The sequence below is a fragment of the Clostridium celatum DSM 1785 genome, assembly GCF_000320405.1.
GTDB classification, from domain to species: Bacteria; Bacillota; Clostridia; order Clostridiales; family Clostridiaceae; genus Clostridium; species Clostridium celatum.
This window is the reverse complement of record NZ_KB291653.1, coordinates 1-20,561: the sequence shown is the minus strand read 5'-3', so window position 1 is coordinate 20,561 and position 20,561 is coordinate 1. Positions and strand designations below refer to the sequence as shown.

General features: G+C 25.8%; 17 protein-coding genes and 1 pseudogene. 17 read left to right on the top strand and 1 reads right to left on the bottom strand.

What is annotated here, in order from left to right:
- The first annotated feature begins 80 nt into the window (after window positions 1-80).
- The 10 genes and pseudogenes from HMPREF0216_RS10530 to HMPREF0216_RS10485 all read left to right on the top strand — a co-directional run bounded on the left by HMPREF0216_RS10530 (window position 81) and on the right by HMPREF0216_RS10485 (window position 10,953).
- Window positions 81-1,028, top strand: a complete 948-nt coding sequence (locus HMPREF0216_RS10530) for a carbohydrate kinase family protein (protein WP_005214056.1) — start codon at window positions 81-83, stop codon at window positions 1,026-1,028.
- A 154-nt stretch (window positions 1,029-1,182) separates the two neighbouring features.
- Entirely contained in the window at window positions 1,183-3,474 is a 2,292-nt protein-coding gene (hypF, locus tag HMPREF0216_RS10525; protein ID WP_005214055.1) for a carbamoyltransferase HypF, read from the top strand.
- Between the two features lie 34 nt (window positions 3,475-3,508).
- Window positions 3,509-3,757 (top strand): HypC/HybG/HupF family hydrogenase formation chaperone, encoded by a 249-nt coding sequence (locus tag HMPREF0216_RS10520; RefSeq protein ID WP_040419682.1) that lies wholly within the window; start codon window positions 3,509-3,511, stop codon window positions 3,755-3,757.
- A pseudogene (gene hypD, locus HMPREF0216_RS18265) lies at window positions 3,741-4,816 on the top strand (hydrogenase formation protein HypD). Before HMPREF0216_RS10520 ends, hypD begins: the two are co-directional and overlap by 17 nt.
- Before the next feature lie 90 nt (window positions 4,817-4,906).
- Window positions 4,907-5,914 carry a hydrogenase expression/formation protein HypE gene (gene hypE, locus HMPREF0216_RS10510; protein WP_005214051.1) on the top strand — a complete coding sequence of 336 codons (1,008 nt, stop codon included), beginning with the start codon at window positions 4,907-4,909 and terminating at the stop codon, window positions 5,912-5,914.
- A gap of 95 nt (window positions 5,915-6,009) precedes the next feature.
- On the top strand, window positions 6,010-6,807 hold the full coding sequence (gene yqeB, locus HMPREF0216_RS10505; protein WP_040419679.1) for a selenium-dependent molybdenum cofactor biosynthesis protein YqeB: 798 nt from the start codon (window positions 6,010-6,012) through the stop codon (window positions 6,805-6,807).
- 16 nt (window positions 6,808-6,823) lie between these two features.
- Window positions 6,824-7,855 carry an XdhC family protein gene (locus tag HMPREF0216_RS10500; RefSeq protein ID WP_005214049.1) on the top strand — a complete coding sequence of 344 codons (1,032 nt, stop codon included), beginning with the start codon at window positions 6,824-6,826 and terminating at the stop codon, window positions 7,853-7,855.
- Window positions 7,856-7,893: 38 nt separating this feature from the next.
- The gene (yedF, locus tag HMPREF0216_RS10495) at window positions 7,894-8,484 is read left to right on the top strand and encodes a sulfurtransferase-like selenium metabolism protein YedF (protein ID WP_005214048.1); all 591 of its coding nucleotides are present in this window, start codon (window positions 7,894-7,896) and stop codon (window positions 8,482-8,484) included.
- A gap of 55 nt (window positions 8,485-8,539) precedes the next feature.
- Window positions 8,540-9,112, top strand: coding sequence for a nucleotidyltransferase family protein (locus tag HMPREF0216_RS10490; protein WP_005214047.1), 573 nt, complete (start codon window positions 8,540-8,542; stop codon window positions 9,110-9,112).
- 380 nt (window positions 9,113-9,492) lie between these two features.
- Window positions 9,493-10,953 (top strand): glycogen synthase, encoded by a 1,461-nt coding sequence (locus HMPREF0216_RS10485; protein WP_005214046.1) that lies wholly within the window; start codon window positions 9,493-9,495, stop codon window positions 10,951-10,953.
- 75 nt (window positions 10,954-11,028) lie between these two features.
- On the opposite strand, the gene selD is transcribed toward HMPREF0216_RS10485, so the two are convergent.
- Window positions 11,029-12,066, bottom strand: a complete 1,038-nt coding sequence (gene selD, locus HMPREF0216_RS10480; protein WP_005214045.1) for a selenide, water dikinase SelD — start codon at window positions 12,064-12,066, stop codon at window positions 11,029-11,031.
- Window positions 12,067-12,296: 230 nt separating this feature from the next.
- On the opposite strand from selD, the gene HMPREF0216_RS10475 reads away from it, so the two are divergent.
- The 7 genes from HMPREF0216_RS10475 (at window position 12,297) to HMPREF0216_RS10445 (ending at window position 20,526) form a co-directional block, all read left to right on the top strand.
- Window positions 12,297-13,640: an alpha-amylase family glycosyl hydrolase gene (locus HMPREF0216_RS10475; protein ID WP_005214044.1), complete on the top strand. Its 1,344-nt coding sequence runs from the start codon at window positions 12,297-12,299 to the stop codon at window positions 13,638-13,640.
- A 188-nt stretch (window positions 13,641-13,828) separates the two neighbouring features.
- Window positions 13,829-14,566: a selenium cofactor biosynthesis protein YqeC gene (gene yqeC / locus HMPREF0216_RS10470; protein ID WP_005214043.1), complete on the top strand. Its 738-nt coding sequence runs from the start codon at window positions 13,829-13,831 to the stop codon at window positions 14,564-14,566.
- 96 nt (window positions 14,567-14,662) lie between these two features.
- Complete coding sequence (locus HMPREF0216_RS10465) at window positions 14,663-15,295, top strand: HAD family hydrolase (protein ID WP_005214042.1); 633 nt, start codon at window positions 14,663-14,665, stop codon at window positions 15,293-15,295.
- 136 nt (window positions 15,296-15,431) lie between these two features.
- Entirely contained in the window at window positions 15,432-15,899 is a 468-nt protein-coding gene (locus HMPREF0216_RS10460; RefSeq protein WP_005214041.1) for a hypothetical protein, read from the top strand.
- A 344-nt stretch (window positions 15,900-16,243) separates the two neighbouring features.
- Window positions 16,244-17,737 carry a glycerol kinase GlpK gene (gene glpK, locus HMPREF0216_RS10455; protein WP_005214040.1) on the top strand — a complete coding sequence of 498 codons (1,494 nt, stop codon included), beginning with the start codon at window positions 16,244-16,246 and terminating at the stop codon, window positions 17,735-17,737.
- A 165-nt stretch (window positions 17,738-17,902) separates the two neighbouring features.
- Window positions 17,903-18,946, top strand: a complete 1,044-nt coding sequence (gene cax, locus HMPREF0216_RS10450; RefSeq protein ID WP_040419678.1) for a calcium/proton exchanger — start codon at window positions 17,903-17,905, stop codon at window positions 18,944-18,946.
- A 416-nt stretch (window positions 18,947-19,362) separates the two neighbouring features.
- The gene (locus tag HMPREF0216_RS10445; RefSeq protein ID WP_005214037.1) at window positions 19,363-20,526 is read left to right on the top strand and encodes a class I SAM-dependent methyltransferase; all 1,164 of its coding nucleotides are present in this window, start codon (window positions 19,363-19,365) and stop codon (window positions 20,524-20,526) included.
- Window positions 20,527-20,561: the final 35 nt, after the last annotated feature.

The following is a 20,561-nucleotide window of genomic DNA, read 5'->3' as shown; positions in this document are numbered from 1 at the left end:
TTCCCTCTTTATTTTTTCCTTTCTCTTTACTATAATGTATTTATATTTTATTACGTTAATTTTATGGCAGGAGAGATAGTATGAATGATAATAATCCATATATATTAGTATTAGGGGCATCGATAGTTGATATTTTTGGTTTCTGTGGAAGAAGCTATGTTCAAAATGATTCAATTCCAGGACATATAAAAATATCTTTTGGGGGAGTATGTAGAAATATAGCTGAAAATTTAGCAAGAGTTGGGGTAAAAACTGAATTTATTTCTACACTAGGTGATGATGAAAATGGAAAGAGCATTTTTGAACATTCTAAAAAAATGGGATATAACATGGAAAACTCACTTATATTAAAGGGAGAAAGCACACCTACTTATATGGCCATTTTAAATCATCAAGGTGAAATGGAATCAGCCGTAGTTGATATGGAAAGTTTAAATAAAATGGATCAATCATTCATTGATGCTAAGGATGAAATTTTTAGAAATGCTGAATATACAATTGTTGATTCAGATAATCCTGAGCTACTAGAGTACATATTAAAAAAATATGGAGGTAAAAGTAAATTCATATTAGATCCAGTTTCGGCTAAGAAAGCTAGAAAAATACGTCATTTAGTTAAATATTTCCACACTATAAAACCTAACAGATTTGAGGTTGAAGCCCTTTGTGGATTTAAAATAGAAAATGATGATGATTTAAGAAAAGCAGGTAAATTCTTTATAGACCAAGGTGTTAAGAATGTATTCATAAGTTTAGATGCTGATGGTATATATTATGTAACAAGTACTGGAGAAGAAGGTAAGCTTGCTTGTGGCGAAAAAATAGAAGTTAAAAATGTAACTGGAGCAGGTGATTCCTTTGTTGCAGGTATTGGATATGGTTATATGAATAATTTAAGCATTAAAGATACTTTAAAATATTCAGTAGCTATGTCTATAATAACTATTACTCATGAGGAAACTATTAATCCAGATATGAATCATAATATTGTTGAAGAGTTTATTAAAAATTCAACTTGGAAAGAGTAATCTTAAAATAAAGACTTAAAATAGAGATAAATATAATTAAAATTAATTATATTTATCTCTATTTTTTTATTTTATAATTATTGAAATTATAAAATAAATGATATAATTAACTTATACTTATATGTAAATTTTTTACAGAAAGGTGGTGTGTAATATGTCTATAAAAAGAAAATTTATTGAAATTAATGGAATTGTTCAAGGAGTAGGCTTTAGGCCATTTATATATAATTTAGCTATAAAAAGTAATCTTAATGGATGGGTAAACAATACTGCTATGGGAGTATTAATTGATGCTGAAGGTGACAATAGAAGTTTAGATGTATTTATAAATAACATAAAAAATAATCCACCTCCACTCTCTAAAATTAATAAAATTATTGTAAAAGAAAAAAAAGTTATTAATTATAAAGAATTTACTATAAAAGAGAGTAATAATAGTACAAAACCAACTACGTATATTTCTCCTGATTATTCTATATGTGATAAGTGTAAAGAAGATATATTTGATAAGAAGAATATACGATATAGATATGCCTTTACAAATTGTACAAATTGTGGACCACGATTTACTATAACAAAATCACTTCCATATGATAGAGACTCTACTACTATGAATGAATTTATAATGTGTGATAACTGTAAAAAAGAATACGAAAATCCATTAAACAGGAGATTTCACGCCCAACCTAATGGTTGTAAAGAATGCGGGCCTCGTGTTTGGCTTTCTAATAAAACTGGAGAAGAGTTAACTTTAAATTCTAATTATGTAATGAGTGAAGCTATAGATTTTTTAAAAAAAGGAAAAATACTAGCTGTAAAAGGGTTAGGTGGATTTAATTTAGTTTGTGATGGTACAAATGAAAATACAATAAAACTATTAAGAGAAAAAAAAGGAAGACCTAGAAAACCTTTAGCTATTATGATGAAAGATGTAGAAACCGTAAAAAAATATTGTATATTAACAAATAAAGAAGAGGAAATTCTCACTAGTAACAAACGACCTATTTTGTTGTTAAAAAAATTACCTGATTTTAAGCTACCTGAAAATTTAGCACCTAATAATAAAAGAGTAGGAGTAATGCTACCCTATACTCCCTTGCATTATTTATTATTTGAAAATGGAATAAATGTACTAGTTGTAACAAGTGCCAATATTAGCGGTGAACCTATGATTTACAAAAATGAAGATGCATTAAACAAACTTAATCATATTGTTGATTATTATTTAATGCATAATAGAGAAATATATATGCCTATTGATGATAGTGTAAGTATTTTTTTAGAAAATAAAGAAAGAGTTATCAGATCCGGTAGGGGATATTCTCCTACTGCAATAAATATTAAAACTAAAAATGAAATTTTAGCATTAGGTGCTGAATTAAAAAATACAATTTCATTAAGCAATAAAAAAGATATATTTATAAGTGAATATATTGGTGATTTGCAGAATGTAAGTACAATTAACTTATTAGAAAATATAATAGAACACTTTACTAAAATTTATGAAATTGCTCCTAAGACCATTGTTTATGATATACATCCTGATTTTAATTATAAGAATATAGAAATTGAAAAAAAAATATATATTAGTGATTCTTTGGATAATACCTTTAAAAAGATAGAAGTCCAACATCATCATAGCCATATTGTAAGTTGTTTAGCTGAAAATAATGCTAATGAGAAAGTTATAGGTGTTGCATTTGATGGTACAGGATATGGATTAGATAAAAAAATATGGGGGGGCGAGTTTTTAATATGCAATAAAAAATCCTTCCAGCGAGTTGCACATTTAGGCTATTTTAATTTGCCTGGTGGCGAAAGTGCAATAAAGGAACCTTGGAAAATTGCAATTTCTTTATTATATAAAGTTTTTAATGAAGATTATGAGAAATATATACCTACTCATTTAAGACAAAATGACTATAAAACTATAAAAAAAATGATTGATAAAAATATAAATTCTCCTGAAACTTCTAGTATTGGAAGATTATTTGATGGAATTAGCTCATTAATTGGCTTTAATAGTAATATAAGCTTTGAAGGTGAAGCTGCAATTTATCTTCAAAATATAAGTAATGATTCAATAACGGAATCATATACCTATTCTATTAAAACTATTAATTCTCTTTATATTTTAGATTTTGATAACATTATAAAAGGCATTATTAAAGACATAAATAATAATTTAGCTGTATCAATAATATCGAAAAAGTTTCATAACACAATAATTAATGCCACAATTGAAATTATTTTAATATTAAGAAAAGACTATAATATAAATTCTGTTGCTTTAAGTGGCGGTGTTTTTCAAAACGAAATATTATTTACAGGAATAATTGATGTATTGGAAAAAAATAATTTCAATATTTATACTCATAGAAATATTCCTTGTAATGATAGTGGAATAAGTTTTGGGCAACTCATTATTGCTAATGAAAATTTATAATTTATTTGTAATATTTGAAAGGTGTGAGAATGAAATGTGTATAGCAGTACCAGCTAAAATTGAGAAAATAAATGATGGAGAAGCTGTTGTTAATTATGGTGGCGTTAATATTAATGTAAATATATCGTTTATAGAAAATCCAAAAATCGGAGAATATGTTTTAGTTCATGCAGGTTGTGCGATTCAAAAGATTGATGAAGATTATGCTAAGGAAACTTTGGATATTTTTGAAGAACTTAGTGATGCAATTGAGGAGTGGAAGCTAAATGGAAGTCATAAATAAAATAAAAGATCCTAAAATTACAACTAAACTTTTGAATAAAATACAAAAAAACACTACAGATATTACAATTATGGAGGTTTGCGGTACACATACTAATGCTATTTTAAAATTAGGTATAAAAGACCTATTACCTAAAAATATTAAGCTAATTAATGGTCCTGGTTGTCCTGTCTGTGTTACACCTCAAGGATATATAGATACAGCTATAACTCTTTCAAAAATGAATGATGTAATAATTACAACATTTGGTGATTTAATGAGAGTTCCAGGTACTAAAAGCACTTTAAATACCGAAAAAGCACTTGGACATGATATAAGAGTTGTATATTCTCCAGTAGATAGTATAAAAATTGCAAAAGAAAATCCTAAAAAGAAAATTGTATTTTTATCTATAGGATTTGAAACTACAGCTCCAATAATAGCTCTTACTATTACTTTGGCTAAAAAGCAATCGATAAATAATTCTTTATTTTAAATTCATTAAAAACAATGCCTGAAGCCATGAAAAGCTTAGTTTTAAATCCTCAGGTTAAAATTGATGCATTTTTATGTCCAGGTCATGTTGCAACAATTATTGGTGAAGAGCCATTTATAAATTTGTCAAAAGAATATAATACCCCCCTAGTTATTTGTGGCTTTGAAGCAAATGATATTTTAGCATCAATATTAAAACTAATTGAAATGAAGGAAAACTCTTGTTCAACTTTAGAAAATTTTTATGGAAGGTTAGTTAAAAAAGAAGGAAATATAGAAGCTTTAAAAATGTTATATGAAGTTTTTGAACCGACTGAAAGTATTTGGAGAGGTATTGGTAAAATAGATAATGCCGGACTTAAATTAAAGGATAAATATATTAATTTTGATATTTTAACTAACCTTAATATGAATATTATTGAAACTAAAGATAATAAAGGCTGCTCTTGTGGGGAAATTTTAATGGGTATTAAAGAACCCATTCAGTGTAAACTTTTTGGAAGTACTTGTACGCCATTAAATCCTATTGGCCCATGTATGGTTTCAGAAGAAGGAGCTTGTGCATCTTTTTATAAATATAGATAAATGAATTACGTTTTAATATAATCATTCTTAAAATTTTAATTATTAAGTTTATGTAAGTAAAATATATAAAATTAAGCGAGGAAATAAATTATGGATATAATAACCTTATCTCATGGTAGTGGTGGAAAAGCTACAAATAAACTAATAAATGATATATTTTTTAAGTACTTTGAAAATGAATATCTTAATCAAAAAAATGACTCAACTATATTACCTAAACTTAATGACAAAATAGCAATATCAACTGATTCTTTTGTTATAAATCCTATTTTTTTTAAAGGTGGTGATATTGGAAAGCTTTCAGTCTGTGGGACAATAAATGACATTTCAATGAGTGGAGCTATTCCTCTTTATATTTCTGTAGGATTTATAATTGAAGAGGGATTAAGTTTTAATGAACTTGAAAGAGTCGTTAAATCTATGGCAGAAACAGCTAAAAAAGCTAACGTTAAAATTGTTACAGGAGATACAAAAGTTGTTGAAAGGGGAAGTTGCGATAAACTTTATATTAATACAACAGGTATTGGTATAAAAAAAGATACTACGCCTTACCTAGGTGGAGATACTGTAAAAGATGGAGATAAAATAATTATAAGTGGTACCTTAGGTGATCATGGTATATCTATTATGAATGAAAGAGAAAATCTAAACTTTAGTTCAAACATAAAAAGTGATTGTTGCCTTTTAAATGAACTTATAAGTGATATTTTATCTGTAAGTAATAATATTAAAGTATTAAGAGATCCAACAAGAGGGGGGATTGCTACTACATTAAATGAAATTTCAGAACATAGTAAAATAAGTATGGAAATTAACGAAATTGACCTTCCTATAAAAAATGAGGTTAAATCTGTATGCGATATATTAGGATTAGATCCTCTATATGTAGCAAATGAAGGAAAAGTAGTTGTAATAGTTGATAAAGAAGAAGCTAATAAGGTTTTGAATATAATGAAAGAAAACCCTGTAGCAAAAAATTCAGCTATAATTGGTGAAGCAATTAATGATGGTAAAAACAAAGTATATTTAAAAACCTTAATTGGTGGAAAAAGGATTGTTAATATGCCTGAAGGTGAACTTTTAGTTAGAATTTGTTGATAATCCTAGAGTTCTTAATTAAAGAAACTTTAATATAAAATATTTTAAAATGAAATTTAAATATCTTATATATTATTAAAATGGAGGGTTATACTATGCTAATTTTAATAAAGGGCGCTGGTGATTTAGCTACTGGCGTAGCCCATAGATTAAAAAGATGTGGCTTTGATATAGTTATGACAGAAATAAGTAAACCTACTACAGTACGACGAACTATTTCATTTTCTCAAGCTGTATATGATGGTAGTGTAGAAGTTGAGGGTATTAAAGCAATTTTAGTAAATAATATAAAAGATATAAAAAATATAATTCATAATGGCAATATTCCAGTTATTATTGATAAGACTGCAGATATTGTAAAACAATTAAAACCTGATGTTGTAATTGATGCAATAATTGCAAAAAAAAATTTAGGGACAAGTATACATGATGCTCCTATTGTTATAGCTCTAGGACCAGGTTTTAATGCAAATGTAGATTGTCATTGTGTTATTGAAACACAAAGAGGGCATTATTTAGGTAAATGTATTTATGATGGAGAGGCTCTTCCTAATACAGGGATCCCCGGAGATATTGCTGGATTTACTGAAGAAAGAATAATAAGAGCAACAACTGATGGGATAATAACTCCAATAAAACAAATAGGAGATTATGTTTATAAAGGTGATATTGTTGCTTATATTAATACTACTAAAATTAAAGCAAATGTAAATGGAATTATTCGCGGAATGTTGAAAGAAGGATTACAAGTTTATAGTGGAATGAAGTGTGGTGATATTGATCCAAGATGTGAGAAATCCCATTGCTTTACTATTTCCGATAAAGCAAGGTCAATAAGCGGTGGAGTTTTAGAAGCTATTTTATATTTAAATAAAGAACATATTAATAAATAGGTTATGGAGCAAAGAAATGAGTAGACAAGTTTATAATATTTTAAAAAATAAACTAAATGAAGATAAAAATATTTATATTATTACAATTATATACTCAAAAGAAAATACTATATTAATAAACAAAATATTAAAATTTGAGAATGAAGTAATATTTGAAGATACAGATAGTAGCAATATTTATAAAGAAATTATTCAAAATCTAGAATCTATAGAATTAGGAAAAGTATTTAAAATTAATGAAAATATTAAAGTATTTATTGAGCTTATTTCATCAAAACCCCATTTAGTTATTTGTGGTGGAGGACATATAGCTTTACCTTTGTGTAATATTGGAAAAATGTTAGATTTTGATATTACTATAATTGATAACAGGAAAGAATTTGCAAATAAAAATAGATTTCCTTTAGCTAATACTATTATTTGTAATGATTTTGAAAAAGCTCTAAAAGATATAAATTATAATAATTCATATTTTGTTATTGTTACTAGAGGTCATAAAGACGATATATTAGCATTAAAATGTATATTAAACTCTAATTTTAAATACATTGGAATGATAGGAAGTAAAGCTAAAGTTGAATCAGTAAGAAGGGAATTATATAACTGTGGTTTTACTACTGAGGATATTGAAAAAATTCATGCTCCAATAGGATTAAAAATAAAAGCTCAAACACCAGCCGAAATTTCCATAAGTATAATGGGTGAAATCATTAATTATAAAAATTCCATTAAAATATCAAATATAGATGATGCAATTCTAGATAATATCACTAAAAATAAAGATAAAATTATGCTTATTACTATTTTAAATAAAAACGGATCATCTCCAAGGGCAGTTGGAACTAAAATGCTTGTAATTGAAAATGGTAATTTTATAGGAACTATTGGTGGGGGTATCCTAGAAAATGTTGTTTATAATAAAGCTTTAGAATTAATTAAATTAGAAAAATCATCAATTGAAAATTATGATCTATCTAATTCAAAAGCTGCTAACTTAGGTATGGTTTGTGGTGGGCAAATAAAAGTTCTATTTGAATATATACCTTAATCTTATAAAAATATATAATTTTAGAGGAGATTTTAACTATGAAAATAATTAATGCAGTAGGGCAAAATTGTCCAATGCCTGTAATTATGGCAAAAAAAGAAATTGATAATGGAGAAGACTTTTTTATAATTGTTGTTGATAATAAAATAGTAGTTGAAAACTTAAAAAAACTTGCTAATAGTCAAGGTTTTAAAATTACTGTAAAAGAAGAAAATAATATTTATAATATTACTTTTAATAATTCTTGTGAAGAGTGTGAATCTATCATTTCTAAAATTCAAAGAAAAAATTTAGGTAATTGGGCAACTTTTATAGGGAAAGATATTATTGGTTATGGCGATAAGGAACTTGGTAAAAGTTTAATAAAAATGTTCTTTTATACATTAGCAGAAAGTGATGATATTCCTAAATATATCTTATTTATGAATGATGGCGTTAAGGTTCCTACATTAAATGAGCAAGCTATTGAACATCTAAAAGAGCTTCAAAAGTTAGGTGTTAACATATTAGTGTGTGGAACTTGTTTAAGTTTTTATGGGTTAGATAATAAACTTTCGGTAGGAGCTGTAAGTAATATGTATGAAATAATTTCTGCAATGAAAGAAGTTGAAAAAGTTATCTCTTTATAAAGTTTATATAAATAGTAATAAAATTTAATGGAATTAAAAAATTAGGAAATATAAAATGAAAATTAATTTAATTTTATTAGCTGCAGGTAATAGTAAAAGATTTTTAGAAAATAAACTTCTTTATAAAATTAATGGAAAAGATATGTACATGTATATATTAGATACAATTAAAAATATAAATTTCAATAAAGTTATTTTTGTTACACAGTATGAAGAAATACAAAAAGAATTAAAGAAATATAATTTTAATATTGTTATAAATACTGAAAGTTATAAGGGTATCTCTTCTTCTATACAACTTGGAATCAATTATGATAAGTCTGCAGATGGATATATGTTTATGGTATGTGACCAACCATTTATAAAAATTCAAACTATACGTAACTTAATACATGCTTTTAATGTATCTAATACGGGAATAGTTGCAGTTTCTTATAATAAAAAACCTAGAAATCCGGTTATATTTTCAAGGAAATATTTAAATTCACTTTTAAGTTTAAATGGAGATATTGGTGGAAGTAGTATTCTAAAAAACAACTTACATGATTTAATTTTAGTTGAAGTTAGCGAAAAAATAGAGATTTGTGATATTGATACTAAAGATGATTTAAAAATAATTAAATATTAAAAGCTATCCTCATAAGAGCAATGGGATAGCTTTCTATATCAAGAAAAAGTATTATATAACTTTTTCCTAAAGTTATTATAGCCATAACTTATTAAATTTATTCTTATAAATATATAAATAATTTTTACTCTATAATATTACGTTAATATATTATCTAGCAAAAATTTAAAGAACAGCTATTAAAATTATCATTTTTCACTTGGAAATTTTATGTAAAATTTATTTGTAAATGTTTATAAGAAATAAATTAATAATAATAACTTCTATTTGTTTACAATTAATGTAAATATGGTAAAATAGTATTTGTATTTAGTTTTAATTTTTTTATTTAGTATACACATTAAAATTTACTATATAGTTAAATCAGGGGGAATTGAGATATGAAAAATATATTATTTGTGGCTTCTGAAAGTGTTCCTTTTATTAAAACTGGTGGTTTAGCTGACGTTGTAGGTTCACTTCCAAAGTCATTTCCAAAGGATGAATTTGATGTTAGAGTAGTAATACCTAATTATAAGTGTATCCCTTGGCAGTATAAAAATAATTTTAAATATGTTACTCATTTTTATATGGATCTTGGACAAGTATCTAAAAATACCTATGTAGGTATAATGACTTGTGAATATGATGGAATAACTTTTTATTTTATAGACAATGAACATTATTTTGGTGGAAATGCTCCTTATAGTGGAGATACAAAGTTTGATATTGAAAAGTTCTGCTTTTTTAGCAAAGCAGCCTTATCAATTTTACCATCAATAAATTTCAAACCTGATATTATTCATTGTCATGATTGGCAAACTGGAGTTTTACCGGTTTACTTACACACTATATTCAATGATAATAGCTTTTATCATAATATAAAAACTATTATGACTATACACAATTTAAAATTCCAAGGAATTTGGGATATAAAAACTCTTAAGAGCATTACTAACTTCCCAGATTATGTTTTTAGACCAACAGATATGGAATATAAAAAAGATGCAAATATGCTAAAAGGTGGATTAATATATGCAAATTATATTACCACTGTAAGTAATAGTTATAAAAATGAAATCCAATGTGATTATTACGGAGAAGGCCTTGATGGAGTTATACGTGAAAAAAGTGGTGGCCTTTATGGAATTTTAAATGGAATAGATTATAATGAATACAATCCTGAAACAGATAATGAAATTTTTAGAACGTATGGAAAGTATAGTTTTATTCCAAATAAAGCTTATAATAAAACAGAATTACAAAAAGAATTAGGATTAACAGTAGATGAAAATAAGTTTATGATAGGTTTAATATCTAGATTAACAGACCAAAAAGGTATAGATTTAATTAAAAATGTAATAGAACAAATTGCAGATGATCATACTCAATTAGTTATTCTTGGAACTGGTGATGAAGGTTATGAAAATTTATTCAGGTATTATGAGTGGAAGCTAAAAGATAGAGTCTCTGGTAACATTTGCTTCTCAAATAATAGAGCTCATAAAATATATGCAGCTGCTGATGCTATGCTTGTTCCTTCAAGATTTGAGCCATGTGGTTTAACTCAATTAATCGCCTTAAGATATGGATCAGTTCCAATAGTAAGAGAAACTGGTGGTTTAAGAGATACAGTTGAACCATATAATGAGCATTATGACTGTGGTACAGGTTTTTCATTTGCTAACTATAATGCCTATGAAATGCTAAATATAATAAACTATGCAAAACATGTATATTTTAATCAAAGAGATAAATGGAATGGAATAGCTTATAGAGGTATGTGTAAAGACTTCTCTTGGAATAATTCAGCTGAAGAATATACAAAATTATACAGAAAACTTATGGGCGAATGGGTTTAAATAGATATCTCATTTAAAGTATAAAGTATAATGATAATAAAGTAACCATTGTGAATTTCTTTCACAATGGTTACTTTATTTTATTACTATATCATATTGCGACTTTTCATATACCTGTCCAATAATTTTAGTCCAATTAGTATAATACTCCATCCTAGATAAATATTTTTTTGCATCCTCTTCTGGCATAGATAAAAGTAATCCTCCAGATGTTTGTGGATCAAGCAATACATCTCTCATTTCATCTGAGATATTTTCTAAGCATTTAAATTTATCTTTTAAATACTCTAAATTATTGTACATTCCTTCAGGAATAACTCCAATCTTTGCATATTCTAAAGCTTTAGGTAAAATAGGTATATCTTCACTTGAAATTTCTATAGTTTTATTACTTCCATCAGCCATTTCATATGCATGTCCAATTAAACCAAAACCTGTAATATCAGTACAGGCATTAACTCTTAATCCATTTAAGCATTCCTTTGCATATTTATTTAACATTGTCATTACATCGGTAATCTCTTTACTTTCACTACTATTTAAAAGTTCAGCTTTAGATGCAGTATTCAATACTCCTAATCCTATGGGTTTAGTTAAAACAATAACATCTCCAGTTTTAGAATTACTATTGGTAAGTATTTTATTTTTATTAGCAAATCCACTAACACAAAGACCATACTTAGGTATAGGATCAGCAATAGTGTGTCCCCCTACCACAATAGCTCCAGCTTCTTGTACTTTATTATATCCTCCTGATAAAATTTCACTCATAATTGATTTGTCCAAACATGATGGGAAACACAATAAATTCATCGCAATAGCAGGGTCACCTCCCATTGCATATATATCACTTAATGCATTGGTAGCCGCAATTTGTCCAAATATATAGGGATCATCAACCATAGGTGGAAAAAAATCTACTGTCTGTATTAAAACATTCTCGTCACCTATTTTATATACACATGCATCATCTTTTTTATCAAAACCTACAATAAGATTATTATCATTAAACTTAGGTAAATTTTTCAATACAGATTCTAAAGTAGCTGGTCCTATTTTTGCTGCACATCCTGATGATTTAGTTAAGTTGGTTAATTTAATATCATTAATCATTTTATTTCCTTTCTTTTGAATAAATTTTATTAACTACATGAATATAATAAGCTTTAAATTTTCATATTAATAAATAATATACTATATTATTTAAAATTATTATAAATTTCAATTGAATAATACGTACAAAATATTCCATTATAAATTATAATAATTATATAAAGTTATACTAAACCATATGTTTATCTACAATATTATATACCTTAATAAAATATTTAGGAGGATTTTAAATGTTAAATTCAATACAAGATACAATATTTTATCACGTATATACACTAGGATTTTGCGGTGTTTTAAAGAAAGATAATTGCAGTATAGCTATTAATAAACTAAGCAAATTTGATGATAACTGGATTAAACATTTAGTTGATATGGGCATAACTGCTATTTATTTGGGTCCTATTTTTGAATCAACCTATCATGGTTATGATACTAAAGATTACTATAAAATTGATGAACGTTTAGGAAGCAATGATGATTTTAAAAAATTGGTAAAAATTCTTCATGAAAATAATATAAAGGTTGTAGTAGATGGAGTTTTTAATCATGTAGGCCGGGAATTTTGGGCGTTTAAAGATGTATTGAAAAATAAATATAACTCTGATTATTCATCATGGTTTAATATAGATTTTAATAGAAATAATAATTATAATGATGGATTTTACTATGATGGATGGGAAGGGCATTATGAATTAGTAAAATTAAATTTATCTAATAATGAAGTAAAAACTCACTTATTTGATGCTATAAAAACCTGGGTCAATGATTTTGGGATTGATGGAATTAGACTAGATGTTGCATATTGCCTACCAAAAGACTTTATTAAAGAATTGAAAAGCTTTTGCAATAATATAAAACCAGATTTATGGTTAATGGGAGAAATTATTCATGGAGATTATAATAGTATTGTTGGCAGTGATTTATTAGATTCTGCAACAAATTATGAAATTTATAAGGGACTATATTCAAGTCATAATGATAAAAACTACTTTGAAATAGCATATTCATTGAATAGGCAATTTGGTGATTACGGTATATATAAAGATTTAAATCTATATAATTTTGTAGATAATCATGATGTTAATAGAATTGCAACAATGGTAAATGATAAAAGGTATTTAAATAATATATATACTTTGCTATTTACTATTCCTGGTATTCCATCTATATACTATGGAAGTGAATGGGCAATTGAAGGTGATAGAAAAATAACTGATTTGAACTTAAGACCTGAATTATCATTAGATGATTTTAAAGATAATGCTGAAGCTCAACAAATGTTAAAAACAATATGTAATTTATCAAAAATGCGAAATGAAATTCCCGTGTTAACCAATGGTAAATATAAAGAAATTTTAGTTAGAAATAAACAATTTGTATATGCTCGTACTTTTGATAATAAATGGGCAATTATTATTTTAAATTTAGATGACTGCCCTTGTGATATAGAGTTTTCATTACCTATATCAAATGGCGTTAAATTTAAAATTTACAATGATGATACAATTATAAACTATTCTGGAAAAATAAAATTAAATATTAATGCTTTTTCTAGCTTAATTTTATATAATTAATTAGATTTGCTATATAAAGTTAATCTTAGTGTATTAAATATAAATCTATTTTATATTTAATACACTTTTATATTTGCCTTTAAATATTAATCAAATAAATTATTATTAAGTAATATTTATATCTTTGAATTTGTTATAAAATAGTTTATTATTAAATATATAGAAATTTAATAATAATAGGATATACTATGAAAATAATAAAGTGTACTGATATCACTATAGAAGAAACTCATTTGTATAAAGCACTAGATATAAACCCCAATAAGAAAGAAGTAATTTCTTTTGTTGGTGCTGGAGGAAAAACTACATCATTATATACTTTAGCAAATGAGCTTAGTAACTTAGGTAAAAAAGTAATAGTAACAACTACTACACATATGCATATGCCAAAGGACTGTATTATATTTAATGATAATAAAGATTTAATTAAAGATTCTTTAGATAAAAATTTATTAGTTACAGTAGGAAAAAAATCCAATAATAATAAAATTGGCTCTATAGATGAAGAAATTGCTGATAAATTAATTGAACTTTGTGATTTCTTATTAGTTGAAGCTGATGGTTCTAAAATGTTACCACTAAAAGCACCAGCTAAATATGAGCCTGTATTATTAAAAAACACTACAATAGCTATAGGGATAGCTGGTATTGATTCAGTTTATAATCCATTAAATGTAGTTTGTCATAGACCTGAAATTGTATCAGCAGTTTTAAATGTTAATTTAGATCATTTAATAACTCCTTATGATATTGCATATCTTCTAAGTAGTAAAAGTGGACAAATGAAAGATATAAATAATAATTCAACACTCTATAAAACTATTATTAATAAAGTAGATAATGAAATACGCTTAAATTATGCATTTGAAGTAGCATCATATTTACAACCTAAAAATATAAATTGTGTTATAACTTCATATGTTTAATCTGAAAATAAAATATTTACTAAAAATATCTGTACATCCTCTTCTAACGAGATAAATCTATTTAGAAGAGCATATACATAATATTCAGGAGGAAAAATGAAAGTCGATGGATTAATATTTGATTTAGATGGTACCTTATGGGACTCTACTAAAGAAGTTGCAGAAAGTTGGAGTAAGATTTTATCAAACTATAACTTTGATAAAAAAGAAATTACAGTAGAAGAACTAAAACCTTGCATGGGAAAATTATTAGATGAAATTGCAGAAATGTTATTTCCAAACTTAGATAAAGAAACTCAAATTAAAGTAATCCATGAATGTGCTAACTATGAAAATGAATATATAGGTGAATACGGAGCTAAGTTATATGACAATTTAGAAAATACCCTTAAAATATTAAATAAAACCTATAAATTATTTATAGTAAGTAATTGTCAAGATGGATATATTGAATGTTTTTTTAAAGCTCATAAGCTTGATAAGTATTTTTTAGATTATGAATGTCCAGGTAGAACAGGCCTTACAAAAGGAGAAAATATAAAGTTAATAATAGAAAGAAATAATTTGAAAAATCCAATATATATTGGAGATACAGAAGGTGATATGAAAGCTGCAAAAATAGCAGATATTCCTTTTGTTTATGCTAAATATGGATTTGGAAGTGTATTAAATTATGATTATTCTATTAATTCATTTGATGAACTAATAGGTATAAAGTTTAGCAAATAAGAGCTTAATATTAAAGCTCTTTTTTTATTATACAGCTTATCTTTAAATATACTTGTAATGTATTGTATTAGTAAGAATATATTTAAATATGTATTAAAGTATTTTTTATTAATAAGGTATTTAAAGGAAGGTTAAAATGAAACTTAAAAATCTACTATTAACACTTACAAAAGAAGATATATTAAATTTATTAAAATTACAAGATAAAGTTTTTATAAACGAGCTTTCTCTAGAAAACAACATAAAAATACGAGGTGTTTATAAAGTAATTGGATTGAATATCGATTTTTATACCATGCTAACCGTTAATAACTTCAAAAATAATATACTGCAAATAGATATCAATGACTTTAAATTATCTAATAAAGGTGGAATGAATCCAATTATAAAAAGAAGTGTTGCTTTATTTGAAAAATCAATAAATGATATAGATGGTGTAACTCTTGCAAACAAAATATTATCAATTGATATAGAAAAGGTAGTAGAAGTATATTGTACTGAAAAATATGGTATAGTATTAAATAAATTAATAATTGATAATTTAACAAGTAAAAATAATTGTATAGAGCTTAATATTAATGAAGTAAGCTTAGCTTTTAAATAGGTATTATATATTGGGGTTATATTAAAATAGCTATACTACTAATATTGTATTTTAATACGACCCCTTAAAAACACTAATTTTATATTCAAAATAAATTTATTATATGATATTATTGTCAATATACTGATTAATGTCTATAAATAAAATTACAAGTCAACTTGTATACATTTTCATTTTCTATTGAAATCTTTTAATTATGATTATTTTCAGTATAACTATTAAGTTATATATAAATGTATTGTTAACATAATATTATTATTTATATAGTGTGAAATATACTAAATATGAGAAAGTTTAAGTAATAATCTAACAACTATCTTAGTAAACTTAGGAGGTACGTTACAATGAATAAATATATTATGGCTTTAGATCAAGGAACTACTAGTTCAAGAGCAATAATATTTGATAAAGATCAAAATATATATGGAATAGCACAAAAGGAATTTACTCAAATATATCCTAAAGAAGGCTGGGTAGAGCATAATCCAATGGAGATATGGGCTTCACAATATGGAGTATTACAAGAAGTAATGGCAAAAAGTAATATATCTCAAGAGCAAATAGCCGCAATAGGAATAACTAATCAAAGAGAAACCACTATTGTTTGGGATAAAGAAACAGGTGAACCAATTTATAATGCAATAGTTTGGCAATGTAGAAGAACTGCTAGCATTTGTGAGAAACTTAAAGAAGAAGGATTTGAAAAATATATTAAAAAGACTACTGGTTTAGTAATAGATGCATATTTTTCAGCAACTAAAATTAAATGGATTTTAGATAACGTTGAAGGTGCTAGAGATAAAGCTAAAAATGGACAATTACTTTTTGGAACTGTTGATACATGGTTGCTTTGGAAACTTACAAATGGTGAAGTTCATGTAACTGATTATACAAATGCTTCTAGAACCATGCTTTTTAATATTAAAGAATTAAAATGGGATGAAGAAATAGCAGCTATACTAGATATACCATTATCTATGCTACCTGAAGTAAGAAATTCTTCAGAAATATATGGTTATGTAAATCTTGGTGGAAAAAGCAACACTAAAGTTCCAATTGCAGGAATTGCAGGAGACCAACAAGCTGCACTTTTTGGTCAAGCTGCCTTTAATAAAGGTGATGCGAAAAACACATATGGTACAGGATGTTTTTTACTTATGAATACAGGTGATGAATTAGTTGAAAGTAAACATGGCTTATTAACCACTATAGCTATTGGATTAAACAATAAAGTACAATATGCTTTAGAAGGTTCTGTGTTTATGGGAGGAGCTATAATCCAATGGTTAAGAGATGAATTAGGATTAATCACTGATGCAAAGGATTCGGAATACTTTGCAAAAAGTGTTAAAGATAATGGAGGGGTATATGTTGTTCCTGCATTTGTAGGCCTAGGAGCGCCTTATTGGGATATGTATGCAAGAGGTTCTATCTTTGGATTAACTAGAGGTACAAATAAAAATCATATTATTCGTGCCTCACTGGAATCAATTGCTTATCAAGTAAAAGATTTATTAAATGCCATGGAAGAAGATGCCGGATTCAAAATAACAACCTTAAAAGTTGATGGAGGCGCTAGTAAAAATAAATTATTAATGCAATTTCAATCAGATATAACTGATATAAAAGTATGTAAACCTATTATTACAGAAACTACTGCCTTAGGAGCAGCTTATTTAGCAGGACTTGCTGTTGGATATTTTGATAGTACTGATGAAATATCAAAAAACTGGTATTCTAGCGAAACATATACATCTAAATTAGATGAAAATAAAAGAAATGATTTATATAATGGTTGGAAAAAGGCAATTGAACGTTCAAAAGGTTGGGAAAAATAATTAAAGCTTTTATATAAGCATAAAATTTAATATAATTTACAAACATAATCTAAAAAACTTCACTAAATTTTAAAAGAAATTTAGTGAAGTTTTTTTTATAATAATATTTATTTGTAGTTAAGGAAAAACTATTAAATATTATTGTGTGAAATGGATGTGATATATGTGAAAATATTGAAGTTTATGTTGATTTTTATTCCTATTAGCATAGTTGGGAAATTCTTAAATTTTTCTCCATCTATAATGTTTATCTTAGCAGCTTTATCTATAATACCTTTAGCTGGATTAATGGGAGAGGGAACTGAAGAAATCTCCTTTTATACCGGTCCTAAAATTGGTGGATTTTTAAATGCGACTTTTGGAAATGCCACAGAATTGATAATATCATTCTTTGCTCTTAAAGAAGGATTATTTGAAGTTGTGAAATCGTCTATAGCTGGCTCAATAATAGGAAATATATTGCTTGTTTTAGGCGGTAGTATGTTAATAGGTGGTTTAAAACATAAAAACCAAAAATTTAATAGAAATATTGTAGAAGTTACATCTAGCATGCTTTTATTTGCTGTAATTGGTCTTTCTATTCCAGCTATATTTACTCATACCTTGTCTAGTAATTTATTAAATACTAAATATGAAGGGTTTAGTTTAGTAGTAGCTATAGTAATGTTTGTATTATATATATTAAGCCTAGTTTTTTCCTTTTTTACTCACAAAGAATTATACGCTGTTAATTATGAAGAAGATGGGAAAGCTAAATGGTCTTTAAAAAAAGCAATTATAATTCTAATTGTTTCTACAGTATTAATAGCTATAGAAAGTGAATTTTTAGTAAGTGGTGTTGAAGATATAACTGCTAAATTAGGATTAAGTGAATTTTTTGTAGGTATAATTTTAATACCTATTATAGGAAATGCAGCAGAGCATAGTACTGCTATAACAATGGCAATAAAAAATAAAATGGATGTTGCAATTGAAATTGCAATAGGATCTAGTCTTCAAATTATATTATTTGTAGCACCAATACTTATATTTTTAAGTTTATTATTTACACCAATGACTATAATTTTTAATCAATTTGAACTTGTAGCTCTTATAGTTTCTGTATTAATTGCAAATAAAGTAGCAAATGATGGAGAGTCAAATTGGTTAGAAGGTGCGCAGTTAGTAGCTGTATATTTAATAATAGCAGCTGGATTTTTCATATTATAGAAATATTGACTTCAATTTCATAACATCAATGCTTTTGTTGTTTATAAAATAATAAGGTAATGTTGAAACATACATTAGTATTTTATTTACTTAAACTTTAGGAGGAAATACTATGAGTGAAAAGCATGATTGTTGTTGTTCTAGTCAACAAGAAAAAGAAAAGAAAGCCAATAGTTGCGGATGTCACCATAAAAAAGAGAAAAAAGCTCAAAATATAAAGGAAAATTATTAATATTAAACAGCTATCATATTTTATGTGATAGCTGTTTAATATTAATAACTATAAAATAAAGTAGGTAAATTATAAAAAATAGTTTGAATTATCTTATTTGCTATATATAATTAATGTTAGGAAAAATAAAATTTTAAGTTTAATTTAATATAGTTTAAAATAATAATTATAAGGTGAGTAATACATGGAAAATTTAAAAAAATCAATAGACGAAATGTTAAATGAGGAATTATTTAAAATTGTTATAAGTAATAAAGCCAATAAAGATCTTAAGTATAATAAAATAGTAATATCACTAAAAAGTTCACCTAAAAATACATATTATCAAATTGAAAAATTCACAGATAAACAAGTATTTCATGAAAATATAGAAGTTGATTTTTTAAGTGATAAACTAATAGAGATTATATATGAAAATTATAAACAAGTAGCAGCATGGTCACTAAATAATACATATGACTTAAAAATCTCTAAAAAAGGTAAGGTATTTTTAAATAAAAGAAAAAGTGATAATTCAAATTTAATAAAAAAAGGCCATAATAAAGAAAAAAATTATATTTTAAAAGAAGGTATGATCATCGAGCCGTTAATAGATCTTGGTGTATTTACTAAAGAAGGAAAAGTTATTAATTCAAAGTATGATAAATATAAACAAATTAATAGATTTATTGAAATTATAGATGATGAAATTAAAAAGAATGACTATAAAGATCTTACTATTTTAGATTTTGGTTGTGGTAAATCATATTTAACATTTGTTTTATACTACTATTTTGTAAAAATTAAAAATATTAATGTAAAAATGATTGGCTTAGATTTAAAAGAAGATGTAATAAAAAAATGTAATGAAATTGCTAAAAGATATAACTACGAAAATCTTCACTTTGAATTAGGTGATATAAATGGCTTTAAATACACAAATAAAGTAGATATGGTTATTACTCTTCATGCTTGTGATACCGCAACTGATTATGCTTTATATAATGCAGTAAAATGGAATAGTAAAATGATTTTTTCAGTTCCTTGTTGTCAACATGAACTTAATAGTCAAATGAAATCAGATTCTTTATCTATATTAACTAAGTACGGAATAGTACAAGAAAGAGTTGCAGCCCTTATGACAGATAGTATTAGAGCTAATTTACTTGAATGTGCTGGCTATAAAACCCAACTTCTTGAATTTATTGATATCGCTCATTCTCCTAAAAATATCTTAATTAGAGCTTCAAAATCAAATATTAATAAAGATAAGAAGGAAAAGTCATTAACTGAAGTTCATAATTTAATAAACACTTTCAATTTTAAACCAACACTTTTTAACTTATTGAAAAATGATAATCTAATTTAATGAAAAGCAGTAAGATTATTAAAATCTTACTGCTT

Coding starts and splice junctions, on each gene's coding strand:
- HMPREF0216_RS10530 (WP_005214056.1), top strand. CDS start 81: ATGAATGATAATAATCCATATATATTAGTATTAGGGGCATCGATAGTT.
- hypF (WP_005214055.1), top strand. CDS start 1,183: ATGTCTATAAAAAGAAAATTTATTGAAATTAATGGAATTGTTCAAGGA.
- HMPREF0216_RS10520 (WP_040419682.1), top strand. CDS start 3,509: ATGTGTATAGCAGTACCAGCTAAAATTGAGAAAATAAATGATGGAGAA.
- hypE (WP_005214051.1), top strand. CDS start 4,907: ATGGATATAATAACCTTATCTCATGGTAGTGGTGGAAAAGCTACAAAT.
- yqeB (WP_040419679.1), top strand. CDS start 6,010: ATGCTAATTTTAATAAAGGGCGCTGGTGATTTAGCTACTGGCGTAGCC.
- HMPREF0216_RS10500 (WP_005214049.1), top strand. CDS start 6,824: ATGAGTAGACAAGTTTATAATATTTTAAAAAATAAACTAAATGAAGAT.
- yedF (WP_005214048.1), top strand. CDS start 7,894: ATGAAAATAATTAATGCAGTAGGGCAAAATTGTCCAATGCCTGTAATT.
- HMPREF0216_RS10490 (WP_005214047.1), top strand. CDS start 8,540: ATGAAAATTAATTTAATTTTATTAGCTGCAGGTAATAGTAAAAGATTT.
- HMPREF0216_RS10485 (WP_005214046.1), top strand. CDS start 9,493: ATGAAAAATATATTATTTGTGGCTTCTGAAAGTGTTCCTTTTATTAAA.
- selD (WP_005214045.1), bottom strand. CDS start 12,066: ATGATTAATGATATTAAATTAACCAACTTAACTAAATCATCAGGATGT.
- HMPREF0216_RS10475 (WP_005214044.1), top strand. CDS start 12,297: ATGTTAAATTCAATACAAGATACAATATTTTATCACGTATATACACTA.
- yqeC (WP_005214043.1), top strand. CDS start 13,829: ATGAAAATAATAAAGTGTACTGATATCACTATAGAAGAAACTCATTTG.
- HMPREF0216_RS10465 (WP_005214042.1), top strand. CDS start 14,663: ATGAAAGTCGATGGATTAATATTTGATTTAGATGGTACCTTATGGGAC.
- HMPREF0216_RS10460 (WP_005214041.1), top strand. CDS start 15,432: ATGAAACTTAAAAATCTACTATTAACACTTACAAAAGAAGATATATTA.
- glpK (WP_005214040.1), top strand. CDS start 16,244: ATGAATAAATATATTATGGCTTTAGATCAAGGAACTACTAGTTCAAGA.
- HMPREF0216_RS10445 (WP_005214037.1), top strand. CDS start 19,363: ATGGAAAATTTAAAAAAATCAATAGACGAAATGTTAAATGAGGAATTA.